This window comes from Salibacterium sp. K-3 (assembly GCF_054052005.1).
Genome location: NZ_JBSVZE010000002.1, coordinates 41,923 through 58,711, shown reverse-complemented (window position 1 = coordinate 58,711; position 16,789 = coordinate 41,923). Strand labels below are relative to the sequence as shown.

Below are 16,789 nucleotides of genomic sequence, written 5' to 3'. Positions count from 1 at the left end.
AGGCACAGCTGATGTATCAAGAACCAATATTTCTCGAACCGGTATGTAAAGAAAGAATCTGGGGAGGAACCAGACTGAGAGATGTATTCGGCTATGAGCTGCCGTCGGAACAGACGGGAGAATGCTGGGGAATATCCGCCCACCCGAACGGACCGTCTGTGATCAGGAACGGACCGCTCCGGGGAGAAACGCTGCGCACTGCCTGGGAACAGTATCCCGGCTTGTTTGGAGATGAAGATACAGAAGCGTTTCCATTGCTTGTGAAACTGCTCGATGCAGCAGATGACTTATCGGTACAGGTGCATCCGGATGATGAACAGGCACGTAAGCTGGAAGAAGGAGAAGCATACGGGAAAACGGAATGCTGGTATGTAGTGCAGGCCGAACCGGGAGCTTCCCTGATTCTGGGCCATCATGCCCGTACGAAAGAAGCGCTGGAACAGATGATGAAGGAAGGCGCCTGGGACGAGCTGCTGCGTACGGTTCCGATAAAGGAAGGGGACTTTTTTTATGTGCCAAGCGGTACGATCCATGCTATCGGTGGAGGCGCTCTGATTCTGGAAACCCAGCAGAGCTCTGACACGACCTACCGGGTGTATGACTATGACCGGACGAATGACGTCGGAGAGAAACGGGAGCTGCATCTTGAGAAATCGCTGGAGGCCGCTATGGTTCCACACAAGGATCCCTCGGACAGCCGGATCGTCCTGCAGCAGAATGAAGACGGCGTGATCGAACAGCTCGTATCTGCGCCTTACTTTCAGGTGTACCGGCTGCACAGCAGAAACAGCCTCGCGCCTTCCCTGAATGCTTCGTATGTTCTGGCTACCGTCACACGCGGCGGAGGAACGGTGGAAACCGGCGGAAAGACGGCATCTGTGGAAAAAGGTGACCACTTTATCATCCCTGGAACCACGGGAGAATGGGCGGTACATGGAAACGTTGAACTGATTGTAAGCACCCGTGCGCAATAGTTATTCCTCTCAGGAAAAACACAGTTCGTAAAAATTGCAGAACCGGCAGGCGCGCTCATCGGTTGTCTGCGGGAACTGCTCCAGCGGAAGCGGCTGGTTTTCCAGGGGACTCTCGAGATATTCTGTCATTTGTTCCACGCTGGTCCCGATGAGCTCCTGGACTTTTTCCAGGGTGACCGGGTCCAGCTGATGTTCCACCGCTTCGCCTTCCAGCAGATACTCATTTCGTATAATAATATCCTCGAGCCTCTCCACGTCATAATTCTCCAGGAGATACAGGGCATAGAGGGCGAGCTGGTAAGGATCTTCCTCGGATTTTTTTCCGGTTTTCCAGTCCGCGATAATCCATTTGTTCCGCTCCGTGTCTTTGTACAATAGATCCAGCACGACAAAAACTTTCAGGTTCCCGACATATAGAATGCGGAACTTTTCGGATTCGAGAAATTCAATATTCTCATTATAGGCAAGTTCCTGCATCGTCCGGCTCTCAAGAAAATGCCCGGCAGCCGACTGCATGCGTGCGCTGATTTTATCTACTTTACCGGCAGGAAGCTGGTTCGATTGTCCGTAATAGATTTCGTGAAACATCGTCGTTTTTTTCGGTTTCTGCCTCCATTGTTCCATCCGCCGGGTGGAGTCAAGGAATCCTTCATTGAGTGATGTCCGGATTCGTTCACGCAGCTCCTCTTCGCCCGGAATCCATCCGGTGTTCAGATAATTGTCGATCACGTTCTCGATCATATCGTGGACGATGGAGCCGAAAAACATTTCCAGGTTGGTCAGGTTTTTCAGCCGGTACGCCTGCCTGCTTAACTCCGGCGCATCCCGGAGCCATCCGTTATGGGAGGTATAATACTGATGGGCGTACTGTCTCGCGCAGTGCATAAAGGTTTTATGGCGGGATAGCGACCATGAAAATTCCGGGTACGTTTTGATTTCAAACACGACAGGCACCTTCTTTCTTTCCGGCTGGGTTATGTGATAAGCAGCGGACAGCCGAAGTAATATCCCTGAAACAATGAAAATCCCATGGATTTGGCATCCTCGAATTCCCCGGCTGTTTCCACCTTTTCGGCAAGCAGGCGGAAGTCATGTTGCCTCCATGCTTCTGTAATCCGCTGGATGTCGGCGGTGCTGCTTTTACGCCAATCGACTTTGACAATGTCGGCGTACGGCAGAAACTTTGTATTGCTGCTGTTCAGCAGAAAATCATCAAGGGCAATACGGTAGCCCTTGTTTTTTAATTCACGGACAGCTTCAATCATCTCATCGGATCCTTTTATATCTTCAAGAATTTCCACGGTTATCTTGGATGCTGGAAGCAGAAGAGGCACCCGCTGCAGCAGCGAATTCTCCGTGAAATTGATAAAGGCGGTGTGACGATCTGTAACCGTATCCAGTCCGATGTCGAGAAAACTTTGGAATGCGACACTGGAGGTGGCCTGATCCGGATTCTCCTTCAGAAAATCTTCTCCCGGAGAACCCCGGTACAGCAGTTCATAGCCGTAAATGGCCTGGTCTGATGTTACAATTGGTTGTCTTGCCATGGAACAAGTCATACGATCCTCCGGAACACTAGTGACATTCAGATAAGACGGGCGCTTCTGCTTTTCTTATATTATATCAAAAATAATGACAGAAAAGAAAAACGATTGTCAGAAGGAAACTATTCTTCCGGACAATCGTTTTGTGTGCTATTCCGCTGCTTTATGTCTGCCGGCTTCGATGTCTTCGATATGATGGCAGGCGGCTTCGTGGGTGCCGGTCATCGTTTCCGTTTTCCGAAGTTCAGGCTTTTCGTTCCTGCATTTATCCGTGGCAAACGGACAGCGTGTATGAAAGCGGCAGCCCGAAGGCGGATCGATAGGGGAAGGCACGTCGCCTTTCAGCACCATCCGTTCCTGTTTATGGGAAGGGTCCGGAACGGGGATGGCCGAAAGCAGGGATTTTGTATAGGGGTGTTTTGGATTGTCAAAAATTTCTTTTTTCTCCCCGACTTCCACGATTTTTCCTAGATACATCACTGCCACACGGTCAGAAATATGACGGACCACTCCGAGATCATGGGCAATGAAAAGATAAGTCAGGTGATACTGCCGCTGCAGTTCCTTCAGCAGGTTGAGCACCTGGGCCTGAATCGACACGTCAAGCGCCGAGACAGATTCGTCGCAGATAATAAATTTCGGATCCACCGCAAGCGCCCGGGCGATTCCGACCCGCTGCCGCTGGCCGCCGCTGAATTCGTGGGGAAAGCGGTCGAGCTGATGGGACCCCAGTCCGACAATATCGAGAAGTTCCATCATTTTGTCGGGACGCTCGGATTTTGGAACGACATCCTGGATGGCCATCGCTTCTTCGAGAACCTGACGTACGGTCTGACGGGGATTGATCGAAGCATACGGATCCTGAAAGATAATCTGCAGGTCTTTTCGTTTTTTTCTCATCTGCCGTTTGTTTAAATCGAGTAGATTTTCTCCGTTAAACTGGATATCGCCGTCCGTAGGTTCATCCAGGCGCAGTACCGCCCGCCCGGTCGTTGATTTGCCGCAGCCGGATTCGCCGACGATGCTGAGTGTTTCTCCTTCGTTGACGTAAAAACTGACATCATCGACGGCTTTGACATGGTTGACAGTGCGGCCGAAAATACCGCCCTTAATAGGGAAGTACTGTTTTAGATTATTGACTTCGAGCAGTTTTGTAGTCATCGATCACATTCACCTCCGGGTCTCCGTCCCATTTTTCACTGTAAATCCAGCACCGTACCTGATTGCCGTCCTCTGTTTCCATGAGGTCAGGAAGTTCTTTCGTACAGATATCGGAAGCAAAGGGGCAGCGGGGGGCAAAGCGGCATCCTTCCGGCATTTCATCGGGTTTCGGTACGTTGCCTTCTATAACATTCAATTCATCCTGATCCATGTCGTGTCTTGGCAGAGACTGCATCAAACCAACCGTATAAGGATGCTTGGGGCTCTTGAAAAGAGTTTGGACATCCGCGTATTCGACAATTTTACCTGCATACATCACGGCCACGTAATCGCACGTTTCCGCTACTACCCCGAGGTCATGGGTGATAAGGATCACCGACATGCCGAGTTCCTGCTGCAGGTTTCTCATGAGTTCTAGGATCTGGGCCTGAATCGTTACATCGAGCGCCGTCGTCGGCTCATCAGCAATGAGCAGCTCCGGATTACAGGCGAGGGCGATCGCGATCATCACCCGCTGCCGCATTCCTCCGGACAATTCGTGCGGATATTGTTTCACCCGCTCTTCCGGGGAAGGAATACCTACCAGCTTGAGCATGTCCACGGATTTGTTGAGGGCGTCCTTTTTGGAAAGACCCTGGTGAATGCGGAAGACTTCGGAAATCTGCTGCCCGACGGTATACACAGGATTCAGAGACGTCATTGGTTCCTGGAAAATCATCGAGATTTTGTTTCCACGGATCTTCTGCATGTCTTTTTCGGTTTTCTGAAGAAGATCTTCTCCCTGCAGCTGGATAGAGCCGTTCTTAATACGGCCGGGGGTACGGATCAACCGCATGATCGACATAGACGTGATACTTTTTCCAGAGCCGGATTCGCCGACAATACCGACGGTTTTTCCTTTCGGTACCTGCAGGCTAACACCGTCCACGGCCTTAATTTCCCCGCCGTCCATAAAGAAGGACGTCTGCAGGTCGTCTATTTGAAGCACACTGGCGTCATTGGTCATCTCTCATTCCGCCTTTCATCAATCGTAATCTATCCATTCAAATCAATTCGTTTATTCAGGAAACGGTAGGACAGGTCCACAAGCAGGTTGACAACAATGAAAACCAACGCTATGACAAGCACGGATCCCTGAACGGCAGGAAAGTCCCGCGCTCTGATGGACTCCACGACAAAGCGGCCGAGACCGTTGATGGAAAATACCGTTTCGGTCAGCACCGCCCCGGTCAACAGCGTTCCAAATTCCAGTCCGATAACGGTAACAACAGGAATCATCGCGTTTTTTAAAGCATGTTTGTAGATAACAAAACGTTCCTTGACCCCTTTGGCGCGGGCTGTGCGGATATAATCCTGGCCGATGACTTCCAGCATGCTTGAACGGGTCATCCGTGCAATGATGGCAGCACCTGCCGTTCCCAGGGCGATAACCGGAAGAACAAGCTGTTCCGGTGTTCCCCATCCGGAAACAGGAAATATTTCAAGATTGATGGAAAAATACTGCATCAGCATCAGGCCGAGCCAGAAGTTGGGCATCGACAAGCCGAACAGCGCAAGAATCATGACAATAACATCGGTCAGCGTATAATGGCGTACCGCCGAAATGATGCCGGCGATCAGCCCGATAAAGGTACTGAGAATCATGCTGTAAAACGTGAGTTCCAGCGTAACCCAGAAGCGGCTGAATACTTCGGAGGCCACCGGCTGTCCGCTTCGGATAGATGTGCCGAGATCCCCCTGCAGGGCATTGATGACAAAATTAAAATACTGCGCCGGAAGCGGATCGTTCAGACCGAGACGTTCCCGGATCTGTTCAATCGTCTGCTGGCTGGCGGCCTCCCCTGCGATGACCTGGGCCGGATCCCCCGGCACGAGATGCATCATCAGAAAGACTAATATGGAAACACCAATCAATACGGGTATGGTTTGGAGAATTCTTCGAATCGTAAAAACAAACAACAGGTTCTCTCCTCTCGTTTAGGATTTCATTTTCGGATCAAGAGCGTCACGGAGACCGTCGCCGAAAATATTAAAGGCCAGCACGACGACAACGATGGCCATTCCCGGGAAGAAAGCGACATGGCCGGCATCAAAAATGTAGTTCCGCCCGTCGCTGAGCATCGCTCCCCATTCAGGTTTTGGCGGCTGAGCCCCGAGCCCGAGAAAAGACAGGCCGGCCGCTGTCAGTATCGCTGTCGCAATACGAAGCGTAGCCTGAACAATGATGGGAGAGAACACATTAGGCAGCACGTGGCGGAAAATGATACGGAAATCACCCGCCCCGAGCGCGCGCACGGCATCAATATACTCGAGTTCTTTCACCGCGAGTGTTGAGCCCCGTACAATCCTTGCAAAAGCCGGGACGGAAAACACTCCGACGGCGAGAATGACGTTATTCAGGCTCGGGCCGAGAATGGTGACAACCCCGAGGGCAAGCAGGATGCCGGGAAACGCAAGCAGAATATCCATCAAACGCATCAGCAGCGAATCCGTTTTTCCTCCAAAATAGCCGGCTGTAATGCCGATGACGACACCGGCAGCAGCTGCAATGAAAACAGAGAAAAATCCGATGTAGAGCGTAATGGACATGCCGTGGATGATCCGGCTGAAAATATCCCGCCCGAGATGGTCTGTCCCGAACCAGTGCTCGGCAGAAGGCCCCTGCAGTTTATTGACCAAGTTCTGTTCATCTGCGCTGTAAGGAACAAGAGAAGGTCCGATAAGGGCAACCCAAAGAAAAAATAAAATAAGAAAGCCTCCGACCATAGCGGCTTTATTCTTTTTAAGCCTTTTAAAAATGTTCTTGACATTTTCAATATGCGGGTTGGATGGCTTGGCGGTCTGATCCTGAACGGTGGATTCTGCCAACATGAATACTCCTTTCCTATGTAAAATTCACAAAAGATAAAAAACTTCAAGGATTCTATTAACATATTACAAAAATGAATTATATCACGATTGAATTATATTACAATGATAAATATATTATAATAAAATAGTAGTAAAGAGCCAATGTTTGTAAATACGAACTGGTTAATGAAAGCGGTTGCCAATATAGATTTTAGTACTGAATGCCTTTAAAGCAGAAAATAAATGTAGAAAAATTAACAAAATTATTTGTAAAAGTCCTTGAATAATCACTATACTTAAGTTATATTGATAATTGTTTTTAATGGAAAAAAAGAAAAGGGGTTGCAGTAATGAAATTATCGCTGAATATTTTCAGAACATTCTTTCTGGCTGTTTTGTTCAGTCTTGTTCTGACAGCTTGTGCCAGTGAACCGGATGAAGGCGGGGAGTCAGACAGCGGGGAGAGCACAGAAGAAGGCGGAGAAGCAGGAGAATCAAGTGGTTCTTCCGAAGATCTTGTCATTGCGAGGAAAGCGGACGCCACCGGGATGGATCCGCAGGGGTCTAATGATCTACCCTCGAGTAATGTACAGCACAACATTTTCGAAACTTTGGTGACGCAGGATGAAAATATGGAAATTCAGCCGAACCTTGCGACCGACTGGGAACAGACCAGTGATACCAGCTGGGAATTCACACTGCGGGAAGATGTAACCTTCCATGACGGAACGGAATTCAACGCAGAAGCAGTGAAGGCGACCTTCGACCGTATCCGTGATGAAGAGATCGGCTCACCGCGGGCCTTTCTATATGAAATGGTAACGGAAGTGAATGTCAAAGACGATTATACCGTTGAATTTGTAACAGAATTCCCGTTCTCACCGCTTCCGTCCCACCTTGCTCATAACGGCGGCGGAATCATCAGTCCGAAAGCGATTGAAGAAGATTACGCTTTGATGGAAAAAGGCGAAGACCCGGGAACATATATTAATGAAAATCCTGTAGGAACTGGCATGTTCAAGTTTCAGGAATGGGATACCGGCAATGAAGTGGTTCTTGAAAAGAATGATGACTACTGGGGAGAAGCACCGGACCTTGAAACAGTGACATTCCAGGTGACGCCGGAAGACCTGACACGGGTGGGTGAGCTGGAAACCGGAGCGGCGGATATAATTTTCCCTGTGAGCCCGAGCGACACTTCACAGGTCGAAAACATGGAAAACGCAAGCATGTATGTCCAGGAGAGCCTCAGTCTGGAATATATAAGCTTTAATACACAGAAAGAACCGTTTGATGACAAGCGGGTACGCCAGGCGGTTTCGATGGCTGTAGATAAAGAAGCGATCGTAGAAGGCATCATGGGAGGCGCCGCGACGAAAGCTGTTGCTCCAATCGGCGAGCAGGTATTTGGATTCAGCGATGAAGTGGAAGGTCTTCCATACGACCCGGAACAGGCCCAAGAACTGCTCGCCGAAGCAGGTTATGAAGACGGCTTTTCCACCACACTCTGGACCAATGACGACCGGGAACGCCAGGACATTGCCGAAGTCGTCCAGCAGCAGCTTAAGGAAATCGGCGTAGAAGTTGAACTGGAAGTACTCGAGTGGGGCGCGTACCTCGACAGCACGGCCGAAGGCGAACATGACATGTTCATTCTCGGTTGGAGTACAGTCACAGGGGATGCAGACTACGGCATGTACCCGCTTTTCCATTCCGATAACTTTGGAGCGGCGGGTAACCGCGCTTTTTACGAAAACGAAGAAGTAGATAGCCTGCTTGAAAAAGCCCGGCGAGCAGGTGACCGGGAAGAAAGAAAAGCGTTGTATGAAGATGTCATGGAAATTCTGGTGGAAGATGCACCGATGATTTATTCCCACCATGACGATTATCTTGTCGGCGTGAGCGATGATGTCGAAGGTTTCTGGAAACATCCAAACGGCATCTACCAGCTCCAGGACGTCAGCATCTCTGAATAAAACAATATGAAAAGAGGGAAACTGTCCAACAAGCAGTTTCCCTCTTTTTTTTGTATTTTACACCGGCAGCCGCGGCGTGTTATGGTTTCGTTTCGTGTGCAAACACGAAGAAACAGAACCTGTGTGCTTTTCATACCGGCGTGGAAGGCGGGCAGGATATAAAGGAGAGAAAAACTTATCCCGGTATCCAAATCTGAAAAACCAGGCACAGACTGGACCGTTTTAGGCATAAGCGGCGGTCTGTTACTGTTATTTGTTCTCGTATCATTTATTCATCTTGAAAGTGTGACCGCCTTTGTCAACACAACGTTTGGGTGGTCTGTCACGTATTTTGGAGCATTCTGGCAGGTATTAATGCTTGCCACGTTTGCTGCTGCCATCTGGCTTGCCGTCTCGAAATATGGAAATATTAAAATGGGAAATATGAAACAGCCGGAAATCCCAACCTTTAAATGGATTTCGATGATTATGGCAACGCTGCTTGCAGGTGGTGGTGTATTCTGGGCAGCCGCCGAGCCGATGTATCACTACATGGACGCACCGCCGCTTTTCAAGCAGCAGGGCATGGGGGACCAGGCTGCTCCGGCGCTTGCGCAGAGCTTCATGCACTGGGGATTTCTGGCCTGGGCGATTCTTGGAACGCTGAGCGCTGTTGTCTTAATGTACGGGCATTACCATAAAGGGATGCCTATGAAACCTAGAACGCTGCTTTATCCGATTTTTGGTGAAAAGCTGAATCACAGTATGCTGGGAAAACTGATCGATGCGTTTTCGATTATTGCTGTGGCCGCCGGTACGATCGGCCCGATTGGATTTTTAGGGCTGCAGGCAAGTTACGGCCTTGAAGCTGTTTTCGGTATCCCGGATGTGTTTGCCACCCGGCTTGCCATTATTGCCGGTGTTGTCGTCATATCCACTATTTCCGCAGTCACCGGACTGTATAAAGGCATTCAATGGCTCAGTAAATTTAATGTGCGTCTGGCACTTCTTCTTATGGCAGTGCTTCTGCTTGCGGGACCGGGCGGATTTATTGTGGATCAGTATCTCGTATCGATGGGCACCTATGTCACGGAGTTCATTTCTATGGGCACGTACCGCGGAAACAACGACTGGCTCGGACTATGGACGGTATTTTTCTGGGGCTGGTTCATCGGGTACGGGCCGATGATGGCGATGCTGATCAGCCGAATTTCAAGAGGGCGTACCCTCCGGGAAATCATGACGGCCGTTGCGGTGATCGCTCCGCTCATTACGACGTTCTGGTTTACCGTCGTCGGCGGTTCCGGCATCTTTTTTGAAAAGCAGAACCCGGGTTCGGTGTCCGATGCGTTAATGGACACGGGCATGCACGCGGCCATGATTGCAATCACGGAGCAGTTTCCGCTGTCCACCGTCATTACGCCGTTATTTCTGCTCCTAACCATATTGTTTGTCGTTACGACGACAGACTCCATGGCTTATACCATTGCGATGGGGGTTACCGGGGAGGAAAATCCCGACAGCAGTATACGGATTTTCTGGGCGCTTCTGATGGGATGTATTGCAGCGATTCTGCTTTATATCGGAGAAGGAAGTGTGCAGGCTCTCCAGAATTTCATCGTTGTTACGGCGGTGCCGGTTTCCATCCTGCTGCTGCCAATGTTGTGGCTCGCCCCGCGGACGGCACGGAAAATGGCAAAGGAACAGAATATAAAGTAAAAAACGAAACAATATGCACGAAAAATGTCCACCAAATCGATTTGGTGGACATTTTTTACAGAAAAGTGGTGATATTGTCCGGTACCGTTCCTTACTGGACAGTTCTGCCTTCAGGGTATGAATTTTGGCTGTTATCGGAGAATGGCAGACACGTAACCTTACAGTTTGTCCATAAAAGTGCTGGTTGTCAGACAGACGCTTCCTGCAGTTTGTCGATGATCTTCAGCGATTTTCCGGTACCTGCCGCTACGGCTTCGAGTGGGTTGGGGGCGACGTGAACAGGAACGATAATCCGTTCGCTGAGCCATTCCTGAAGCCCTGTTAAGAGGGCGCCGCCGCCGGTCAGAATGATGCCATGGTCGACAATGTCCCCGCTCAATTCCGGCGGACAGGTTTCCAGCGTTTCGCGGATGGTTTCCAGTATATGATCGAGCGACTCGGCAATGGCGTGGTGAATTTCACTGGAATAAAGGACGATCGGTTTCGGAAGTCCGGAGACAAGGTCACGCCCACGGATTTCCATTGACTGTTCGTTATGATCCCGTTTCGCATTGCCGATATTGATTTTGATTTCTTCGGCTGTCCTCTCTCCGATCAAGAGATTATAGGTTTTGCGCACGTACTGTATAATGTCTTCATCCAGATTGTCTCCACCCCGTCGTATCGATTGGGAAGAAACAATCCCGCCGTAGGAGATAATGCCGACTTCAGAGGTGCCGCCGCCGATGTCGACAACGACGTTGGCTGTCGGCTCGTCTACCGGAAGATCGGCTCCGATTGCTGCTGCAACCGGTTCTTCAATTAAATGGACGGATTTGGCACCGCAGCTCATCACCGCATCCCGGATAGCCCGGCGTTCCACGGATGTCGAACCGCAGGGTGTACAGACGATCACTTTCGGCTTCCGTACATTGAAGCCCGTTTCTTTACTGATCCGTTTCATGATATGTCTGAGCATAGTGGAGGTGATGTCATAATCAGCGATCACCCCGATTTTCAATGGGCGAACCGCAACGATCTGGCCGGGTGTTTTGCCGACCATGTCTTTGGCTTCACTGCCGACGGCAAGCACCTCGTTTGTGTTCGAGTTGAGTGCCACCACCGATGGTTCGTTCAGTACAATGCCTTTCTCTTTTGTATAAACAAGGATATTGGCTGTGCCTAAGTCAATTCCAATTTCTGCGTTTGTCAGCATGTCTTTCACCCTTCTTGCACGTTTATTTGACTCTTTTTCTATTGTAGAAGTCTGAGCCGTGGCCGGTAAGGGTCGAATAGATTAGAATCAACCGCAGAAATCGACAACATTCAGCACCTGGGTCGGATAAAAGACATACATTCGCCCTAATATCAACGCTTAATAGAGGAGAGAAAAGAATTCTTCGTCTTCGATGGGTCCGAAATATTCCTGCAGGTTAAAGGGGTGCAGTGCTTCTTTCAGGGCGGACGTCTCATACCTGGTTCCTTCGAGGGCGCGCTCGATATCTGCGACTTCTGCCGTCCCGAAGAAGTCCCCGTAAATTTTGCACGTCTGGATCATTCCTTTTTTTACATTAAAACGGATGTCGATCAGGCCTGCGTCAAATTTATGGGAGCGGTGAATATCAAAGGCCGGGGATTTTCCGTAGTTCCAGTCCCAGTTATTGTACCGTTCGTCGGCAATCCGGCGGACTTCCTCCCAGTCGGCTGCAGATAACGTATAGACCGGGATTTCCGGGCTGTTTTGAAAGATATAGCGGAGCAGCAGGCTCCTGAACGCGTCAATTGTCAACGGCTCGTCGAGGTAGTCATTGATATTGCCTACGCGGCTTTTAATGGACTTGATTCCCTTGGATTTAATCTTTTCGTCTTTTACATTTAAGGCGGAGACGATATTTTCCGTTCTGGCGTCGAGCATTAAGGTGCCGTGGCTGAACATCCGCCCTCTGGAAGAGAACTGGGCATTGCCGGATATTTTTTTGCCGTCGGCCTGCAGGTCGTTACGGCCCGACAATTCAGCTGGCACGCCCATGCTGTTTAGGGCGTCAACAACGGGCTGGGTGAACTTTTTGAAATTGTGAAAACTGTCACCGTCGTCCCGTGTCAGAAAGCTGAAGTTCAGGTTGCCGAGGTCGTGATATACCGCTCCGCCCCCGGATAATCTCCGAACAACGTGGATGCCGTGTTCTTCCACATAATCGACATTGATTTCTTCGATCGTATTCTGGTTTTTTCCTATAATAATGGATGGCTCATTCACATAAAACAGCAGATATGTGTCTTCCTTGTCGAGATCCATGTGGTACAGGGCGAATTCTTCTATGGCAAGATTCATACGGGGATCGGTGATTCCTTCATTGTCAATAAAGCGCATCGTTTTTCCCTCCAGGATTGTGAGCATTTGTGACTATTATTGCATACCGGTTCATCGTGCGCCAATGAATCCGCCCCGGGGTATAGGTGGAATCTATAAAGATTCACGCAAAAGCATTGACTTTTTTTCAATTCCTAACTAAAATAACGATAAATAAGTAAACAGATAATCTCGATAGGCATACTATGAATTAAATCGACCCAACGCTGACCTGGAATGATGATTGGGGGAAACTAAATGATTACCTATGAAACATTGAAACCAACGGAGATAGAAGAAGTAAATGAATATTTGGAAGGAAAAAGCGCCCGCGATGTGATACGCTGGAGTTATGACAATTACGGGGACGACCTCGTTTATGCCTGCAGCTTCGGCGCGGAAGGCATGGTGCTGATTGACTTGATCAGCAAGGTGAAGCCGGATGCGACGGTCGTATTTCTGGATACCGATTTTCATTTTAAGGAAACCTATGAATTGATTGACCGCGTCAAAGAACGTTATCCATCGATGAACATTAACATGCTCCGGCCGAAATGGACGCCGGAAGAACAGGCGGAGCAGGAAGGGCCGCGCCTCTGGGAGACCAATCCCGACCGGTGCTGTGGGATCCGAAAGCTGGAACCGCTGGAAAATGAACTGAGCCGGTACCACGCCTGGATGTCGGGGCTTCGTAGAGAACAGTCGCCGTCCAGAAAGAATACCCAGTTTGTCAATGAGGATAACCGTTTCTCCTCGGTCAAGATCTGTCCGCTTATCCACTGGACGTGGGAAGATGTGTGGATGTATATTGAAGCGTTCAATCTTCCGTACAATGAACTGCATGACCAGAACTATCCGAGCATCGGCTGCATGCAGTGCACAGCGAAAGTACTGGAGGGAGACGACCTCCGGAGCGGACGCTGGAGCGGTCAGGGTAAGACGGAGTGCGGACTCCATAAATAATCGAACGACTACACGCAGGAAAGGATTGTTGTAACTATGACGGCAAGTATCCCCAACGGAGGTACACTGATTAACAGAAAAGATTTCACAAGAGACACAAGCGGTATTGAAACAGGGATTGAGCTGGACGATATCGCAGTATCAGATCTTGAATTAATAGCAAACGGAGCGTTCAGTCCGCTTACCGGCTTTCTGAACAAGCGCGAGTACGGTTCTGTCGTAGAGACGATGCGTCTTAGCGACGGCACGGTGTGGAGCATTCCGATTACGCTCCCGGTTGACGCGGAAAAAGCAGAAGAACTCCGTTCCGAGAAGGAAGCCCGCCTCGTCTACCAGGGAACGACGTACGGCGTCATTGATATCGAAGAGATTTTCACCCCGGATAAAGAAAATGAAGCGGAAAAAGTCTACCGGACGACCGATTCCGATCATGCCGGCGTGCACAATCTCTATTCCCGTCCGGACTATTACGTGGCAGGAGATATCACGCTTGTAAAGGATATCCCGCATGAGCAGTTTGACGCTTATTATATCGACCCGGCCAAAACACGGGAAACGTTCGAAGAAAAAGGCTGGGAAACGGTAGTCGGCTTCCAGACGAGAAATCCGGTCCACCGCGCCCACGAATACATTCAGAAAACCGCGCTTGAAACCGTGGACGGTCTCTTTCTGAATCCGCTTGTCGGTGCGACCAAACCAGGGGATATCCCGGCGGATGTGCGGATGGAAAGTTATGAAGTGCTGCTGAAAGACTATTACCCGGAGCAGCGCACCTTTCTTGCTGTATTTCCGGCAGCAATGCGCTATGCAGGACCGCGGGAAGCAATCTTTCATGCCATGGTCCGCAAAAACTACGGCTGCACCCATTTCATCGTCGGCCGGGACCACGCCGGTGTCGGTGATTATTATGGCACGTATGATGCCCAATACATTTTCCGTGAATTCACGGCCGAGGAGCTCGGCATCAAGCCGCTCTTCTTTGAGCACAGTTTCTACTGCACCAAGTGCGAGAACATGGCGTCGGCAAAAACATGCCCGCACGGCAAGGAAGACCACGTCATTTTATCCGGCACGAAAGTACGCGAAATGCTGAAAAACGGGGAAAAGCCGCCACGTGAATTCAGCCGTCCGGAAGTAGTGGACGTTCTTATCAAAGGCATGCAGGAAACGGTGTCCTAAAACGGACGAAAGAGAGGAGCAGAAAAGAATGGCATCTACGGAAACGAAAAATATCGTATGGCATGACGCTTCCGTCAGCAGGGAGGAAAGAAACCGTAAAAACGGGCATGAAAGTTTTGTCCTCTGGTTTACCGGCCTGTCCGGTTCCGGAAAATCAACGCTTGCCAACGCGGTATCTCGGAAGCTTTTTGAAGAAGATAAACAGACCTATGTGCTCGACGGAGACAATGTCCGGCATGGGCTGAATAAGGATCTCGGTTTTTCGCCGGAGGAGCGTCAGGAGAACATCCGCCGTATCGGTGAAGTGGCCAAGCTGTTTGTCGACAGCGGCCAGATTGTCAGCACGGCATTTATTTCCCCGTACCGGGAAGACCGCCAGCAGGTTCGCGATCTGCTCGATGACGGTAAATTTGTCGAAATTCACGTGGAATGCAGCCTTTCCACCTGCGAAGACCGGGATCCCAAAGGCCTTTATGCCAAAGCAAGAAGCGGGGAGATCCCGTCTTTTACCGGCATCAGCTCTCCGTATGAAGAACCGGAAGAGCCGGAAGTCCGTGTGAACACAGAAGATTATTCGATTGAAGAAGCGGTGGACGTTATCGTTGACGTGCTTCAGAAAAAAGGACTGGTATAATAAGATGAGAAAGGCGTTTCAGAAAGGATGAAATCATGACATCGGGGAACGTATTTCTCATAGGCGCAGGGCCGGGGGAACCCGGCCTTATTACTGTAAAAGGCAGAGAGTGTCTGGAAAACGCGGACGTTGTGCTTTACGACCGGCTTGTTCATCCGCTTATTCTCGAATTCGCGCGGGAGGATGCCGAGCGTATTTACTGCGGGAAGCTGCCGGAACGCCATCATTTACGCCAGGAAACGATTCAGGAGATTCTTGTGGAAAAAGCGCGTGCCGGGTTTACCGTCGCACGCCTTAAAGGCGGCGATCCCGGCATGTTCGGAAGAGTCGGCGAAGAAGCAGAAGCACTTGCAGAAGCCGGCATCCGCTACGAAATGGTACCGGGCATTACTGCTGGAATGGCAGCCCCGCTGTATGCAGGGATTCCAGTCACACACCGTGATTATTCCGGTAATTTTGCGGCGGTGACAGGACACACAAAGACCAAAGACGGTCAGCCCGTGGTGGACTGGAAGTCTCTAGCCCGCGGGATGGATACGATTGCGTTTTATATGGGGATGAAAAACCTCGGTACGATTGCCGGACACCTGATGGAAAACGGGAAAGATCCCGGAACCCCGGCAGCGGTTATTGAATGGGCGGCAACTGCCGCCCAGCGCGTCGTGGAAGCGCCGCTTGATCAAATACAGGAAAAAGCGGAGCAGGAACAGATTAAAAATCCAGCCATCACCCTTGTTGGAGAAACGGCCGCGCTGCACCGTACATTAAAATGGGTCGAAAAGAAACCCCTTTTCGGCCGTTTTGTATGGCTCGTGAAAACAACAGTTGCAGAGGGAAGTACCGCTGCCTCCCTTCGTTCCCTGGGGGCTGAAGTACTGGAGGCACCGGTCTTTACGGTGGATACGTCGGCAACGGAGCCGCCCGCCTCCCTGCAGCAGGTGAATCATCTTCATATTGCATCCGAAGAGAGTGTCGATGTGTTCATCAACGAACTCAAACAAAAAAAGATCGATGTACGCACGCTCCCTGAAAAGATGTCGTCGAATTCCATCCGCACGCTGGAAAAACTGGCGTCGTACGGGATTTTTGCGGAACAGGCAGAACGGGAGCCGGGAGAAGAGAGTTTATGGATAGGACCGGAAGAGAGAGAAGCGGAAGGCCGTTCTTTTTCGCAGCAGTGGGTGAGCCACCGTCTTATCCCGCAGGAAAGGACGAGAGAAACAACGTCTGCCCTTCTCCACGAAGACTGGCTGAACACCGTGGTACTGCCCTCCTCCAAAGCCGTTCACATCTTATGGAAGGAATTGGACAGAAACGGGGTCGCTCCTGTAAAATGGTTGAATAATAGAACGGTGATTGCTTACGGTCCCAAAACAGAAGAAGCGCTGAAAGCCGGAGGATTGGAGTCTTTTGTGACACTGCCCGCACCGGATACGGACACACTGCTGGATCACTTACTGAAACTTTCTCCTGCGGAGTGA

Annotated in this window: 15 protein-coding genes; 7 read left to right on the top strand and 8 right to left on the bottom strand. The window is 50.2% G+C overall.

Translation table 11 applies throughout. The features are described 5' to 3' along the window. The first annotated feature begins 11 nt into the window (after positions 1-11). Positions 12-974, top strand: coding sequence for a mannose-6-phosphate isomerase, class I (gene manA, locus ACW9JV_RS12410; RefSeq protein ID WP_457334902.1), 963 nt, complete (start codon positions 12-14; stop codon positions 972-974). Positions 975-983: 9 nt separating this feature from the next. Here the strand turns inward: manA and ACW9JV_RS12405 are convergent, their stop codons facing one another. The 6 genes from ACW9JV_RS12405 to nikC all read right to left on the bottom strand — a co-directional run bounded on the left by ACW9JV_RS12405 (position 984) and on the right by nikC (position 6,550). Next, positions 984-1,919: a PD-(D/E)XK nuclease family protein gene (locus ACW9JV_RS12405; RefSeq protein ID WP_457334900.1), complete on the bottom strand. Its 936-nt coding sequence runs from the start codon at positions 1,917-1,919 to the stop codon at positions 984-986. A gap of 29 nt (positions 1,920-1,948) precedes the next feature. Next, positions 1,949-2,533, bottom strand: a complete 585-nt coding sequence (locus ACW9JV_RS12400; protein ID WP_457334898.1) for an EAL and HDOD domain-containing protein — start codon at positions 2,531-2,533, stop codon at positions 1,949-1,951. 135 nt (positions 2,534-2,668) lie between these two features. Then, positions 2,669-3,679, bottom strand: a complete 1,011-nt coding sequence (locus ACW9JV_RS12395; protein WP_457334896.1) for an ABC transporter ATP-binding protein — start codon at positions 3,677-3,679, stop codon at positions 2,669-2,671. Then, positions 3,651-4,685 (bottom strand): ABC transporter ATP-binding protein, encoded by a 1,035-nt coding sequence (locus ACW9JV_RS12390; RefSeq protein WP_457334894.1) that lies wholly within the window; start codon positions 4,683-4,685, stop codon positions 3,651-3,653. Before ACW9JV_RS12390 ends, ACW9JV_RS12395 begins: the two co-directional genes overlap by 29 nt. Before the next feature lie 29 nt (positions 4,686-4,714). Beyond that, positions 4,715-5,638, bottom strand: a complete 924-nt coding sequence (locus tag ACW9JV_RS12385; protein ID WP_457334892.1) for an ABC transporter permease — start codon at positions 5,636-5,638, stop codon at positions 4,715-4,717. An 18-nt stretch (positions 5,639-5,656) separates the two neighbouring features. After that, positions 5,657-6,550, bottom strand: a complete 894-nt coding sequence (gene nikC / locus ACW9JV_RS12380; RefSeq protein ID WP_457334890.1) for a nickel transporter permease — start codon at positions 6,548-6,550, stop codon at positions 5,657-5,659. A 329-nt stretch (positions 6,551-6,879) separates the two neighbouring features. Between nikC and ACW9JV_RS12375 the strand changes: the two genes are divergently transcribed. After that, a complete protein-coding gene (locus tag ACW9JV_RS12375) occupies positions 6,880-8,505 on the top strand; it encodes a glutathione ABC transporter substrate-binding protein (RefSeq protein WP_457334888.1) in 1,626 nt (541 codons plus the stop codon). 177 nt (positions 8,506-8,682) lie between these two features. Next, entirely contained in the window at positions 8,683-10,203 is a 1,521-nt protein-coding gene (locus ACW9JV_RS12370) for a BCCT family transporter (RefSeq protein ID WP_457336042.1), read from the top strand. A 187-nt stretch (positions 10,204-10,390) separates the two neighbouring features. Here ACW9JV_RS12370 and mreBH read toward each other — a convergent pair whose 3' ends face one another. Next, the gene (gene mreBH, locus ACW9JV_RS12365) at positions 10,391-11,398 is read right to left on the bottom strand and encodes a rod-share determining protein MreBH (RefSeq protein WP_457334886.1); all 1,008 of its coding nucleotides are present in this window, start codon (positions 11,396-11,398) and stop codon (positions 10,391-10,393) included. Between the two features lie 159 nt (positions 11,399-11,557). Beyond that, positions 11,558-12,553: a lipoate--protein ligase gene (locus ACW9JV_RS12360; protein ID WP_457334884.1), complete on the bottom strand. Its 996-nt coding sequence runs from the start codon at positions 12,551-12,553 to the stop codon at positions 11,558-11,560. A 237-nt stretch (positions 12,554-12,790) separates the two neighbouring features. Here ACW9JV_RS12360 and ACW9JV_RS12355 point away from each other — a divergent pair, with 237 nt between their 5' ends. From ACW9JV_RS12355 to cobA, 4 genes are read left to right on the top strand one after another with little or no spacing between them, the layout of a single operon-like run. After that, complete coding sequence (locus ACW9JV_RS12355; protein WP_457334882.1) at positions 12,791-13,495, top strand: phosphoadenylyl-sulfate reductase; 705 nt, start codon at positions 12,791-12,793, stop codon at positions 13,493-13,495. A gap of 36 nt (positions 13,496-13,531) precedes the next feature. Further along, positions 13,532-14,674 (top strand): sulfate adenylyltransferase, encoded by a 1,143-nt coding sequence (sat, locus tag ACW9JV_RS12350; protein WP_457334880.1) that lies wholly within the window; start codon positions 13,532-13,534, stop codon positions 14,672-14,674. A 28-nt stretch (positions 14,675-14,702) separates the two neighbouring features. After that, the gene (gene cysC / locus ACW9JV_RS12345; RefSeq protein WP_457334878.1) at positions 14,703-15,308 is read left to right on the top strand and encodes an adenylyl-sulfate kinase; all 606 of its coding nucleotides are present in this window, start codon (positions 14,703-14,705) and stop codon (positions 15,306-15,308) included. Positions 15,309-15,343: 35 nt separating this feature from the next. Further along, on the top strand, positions 15,344-16,789 hold the full coding sequence (gene cobA, locus ACW9JV_RS12340; protein ID WP_457334876.1) for a uroporphyrinogen-III C-methyltransferase: 1,446 nt from the start codon (positions 15,344-15,346) through the stop codon (positions 16,787-16,789).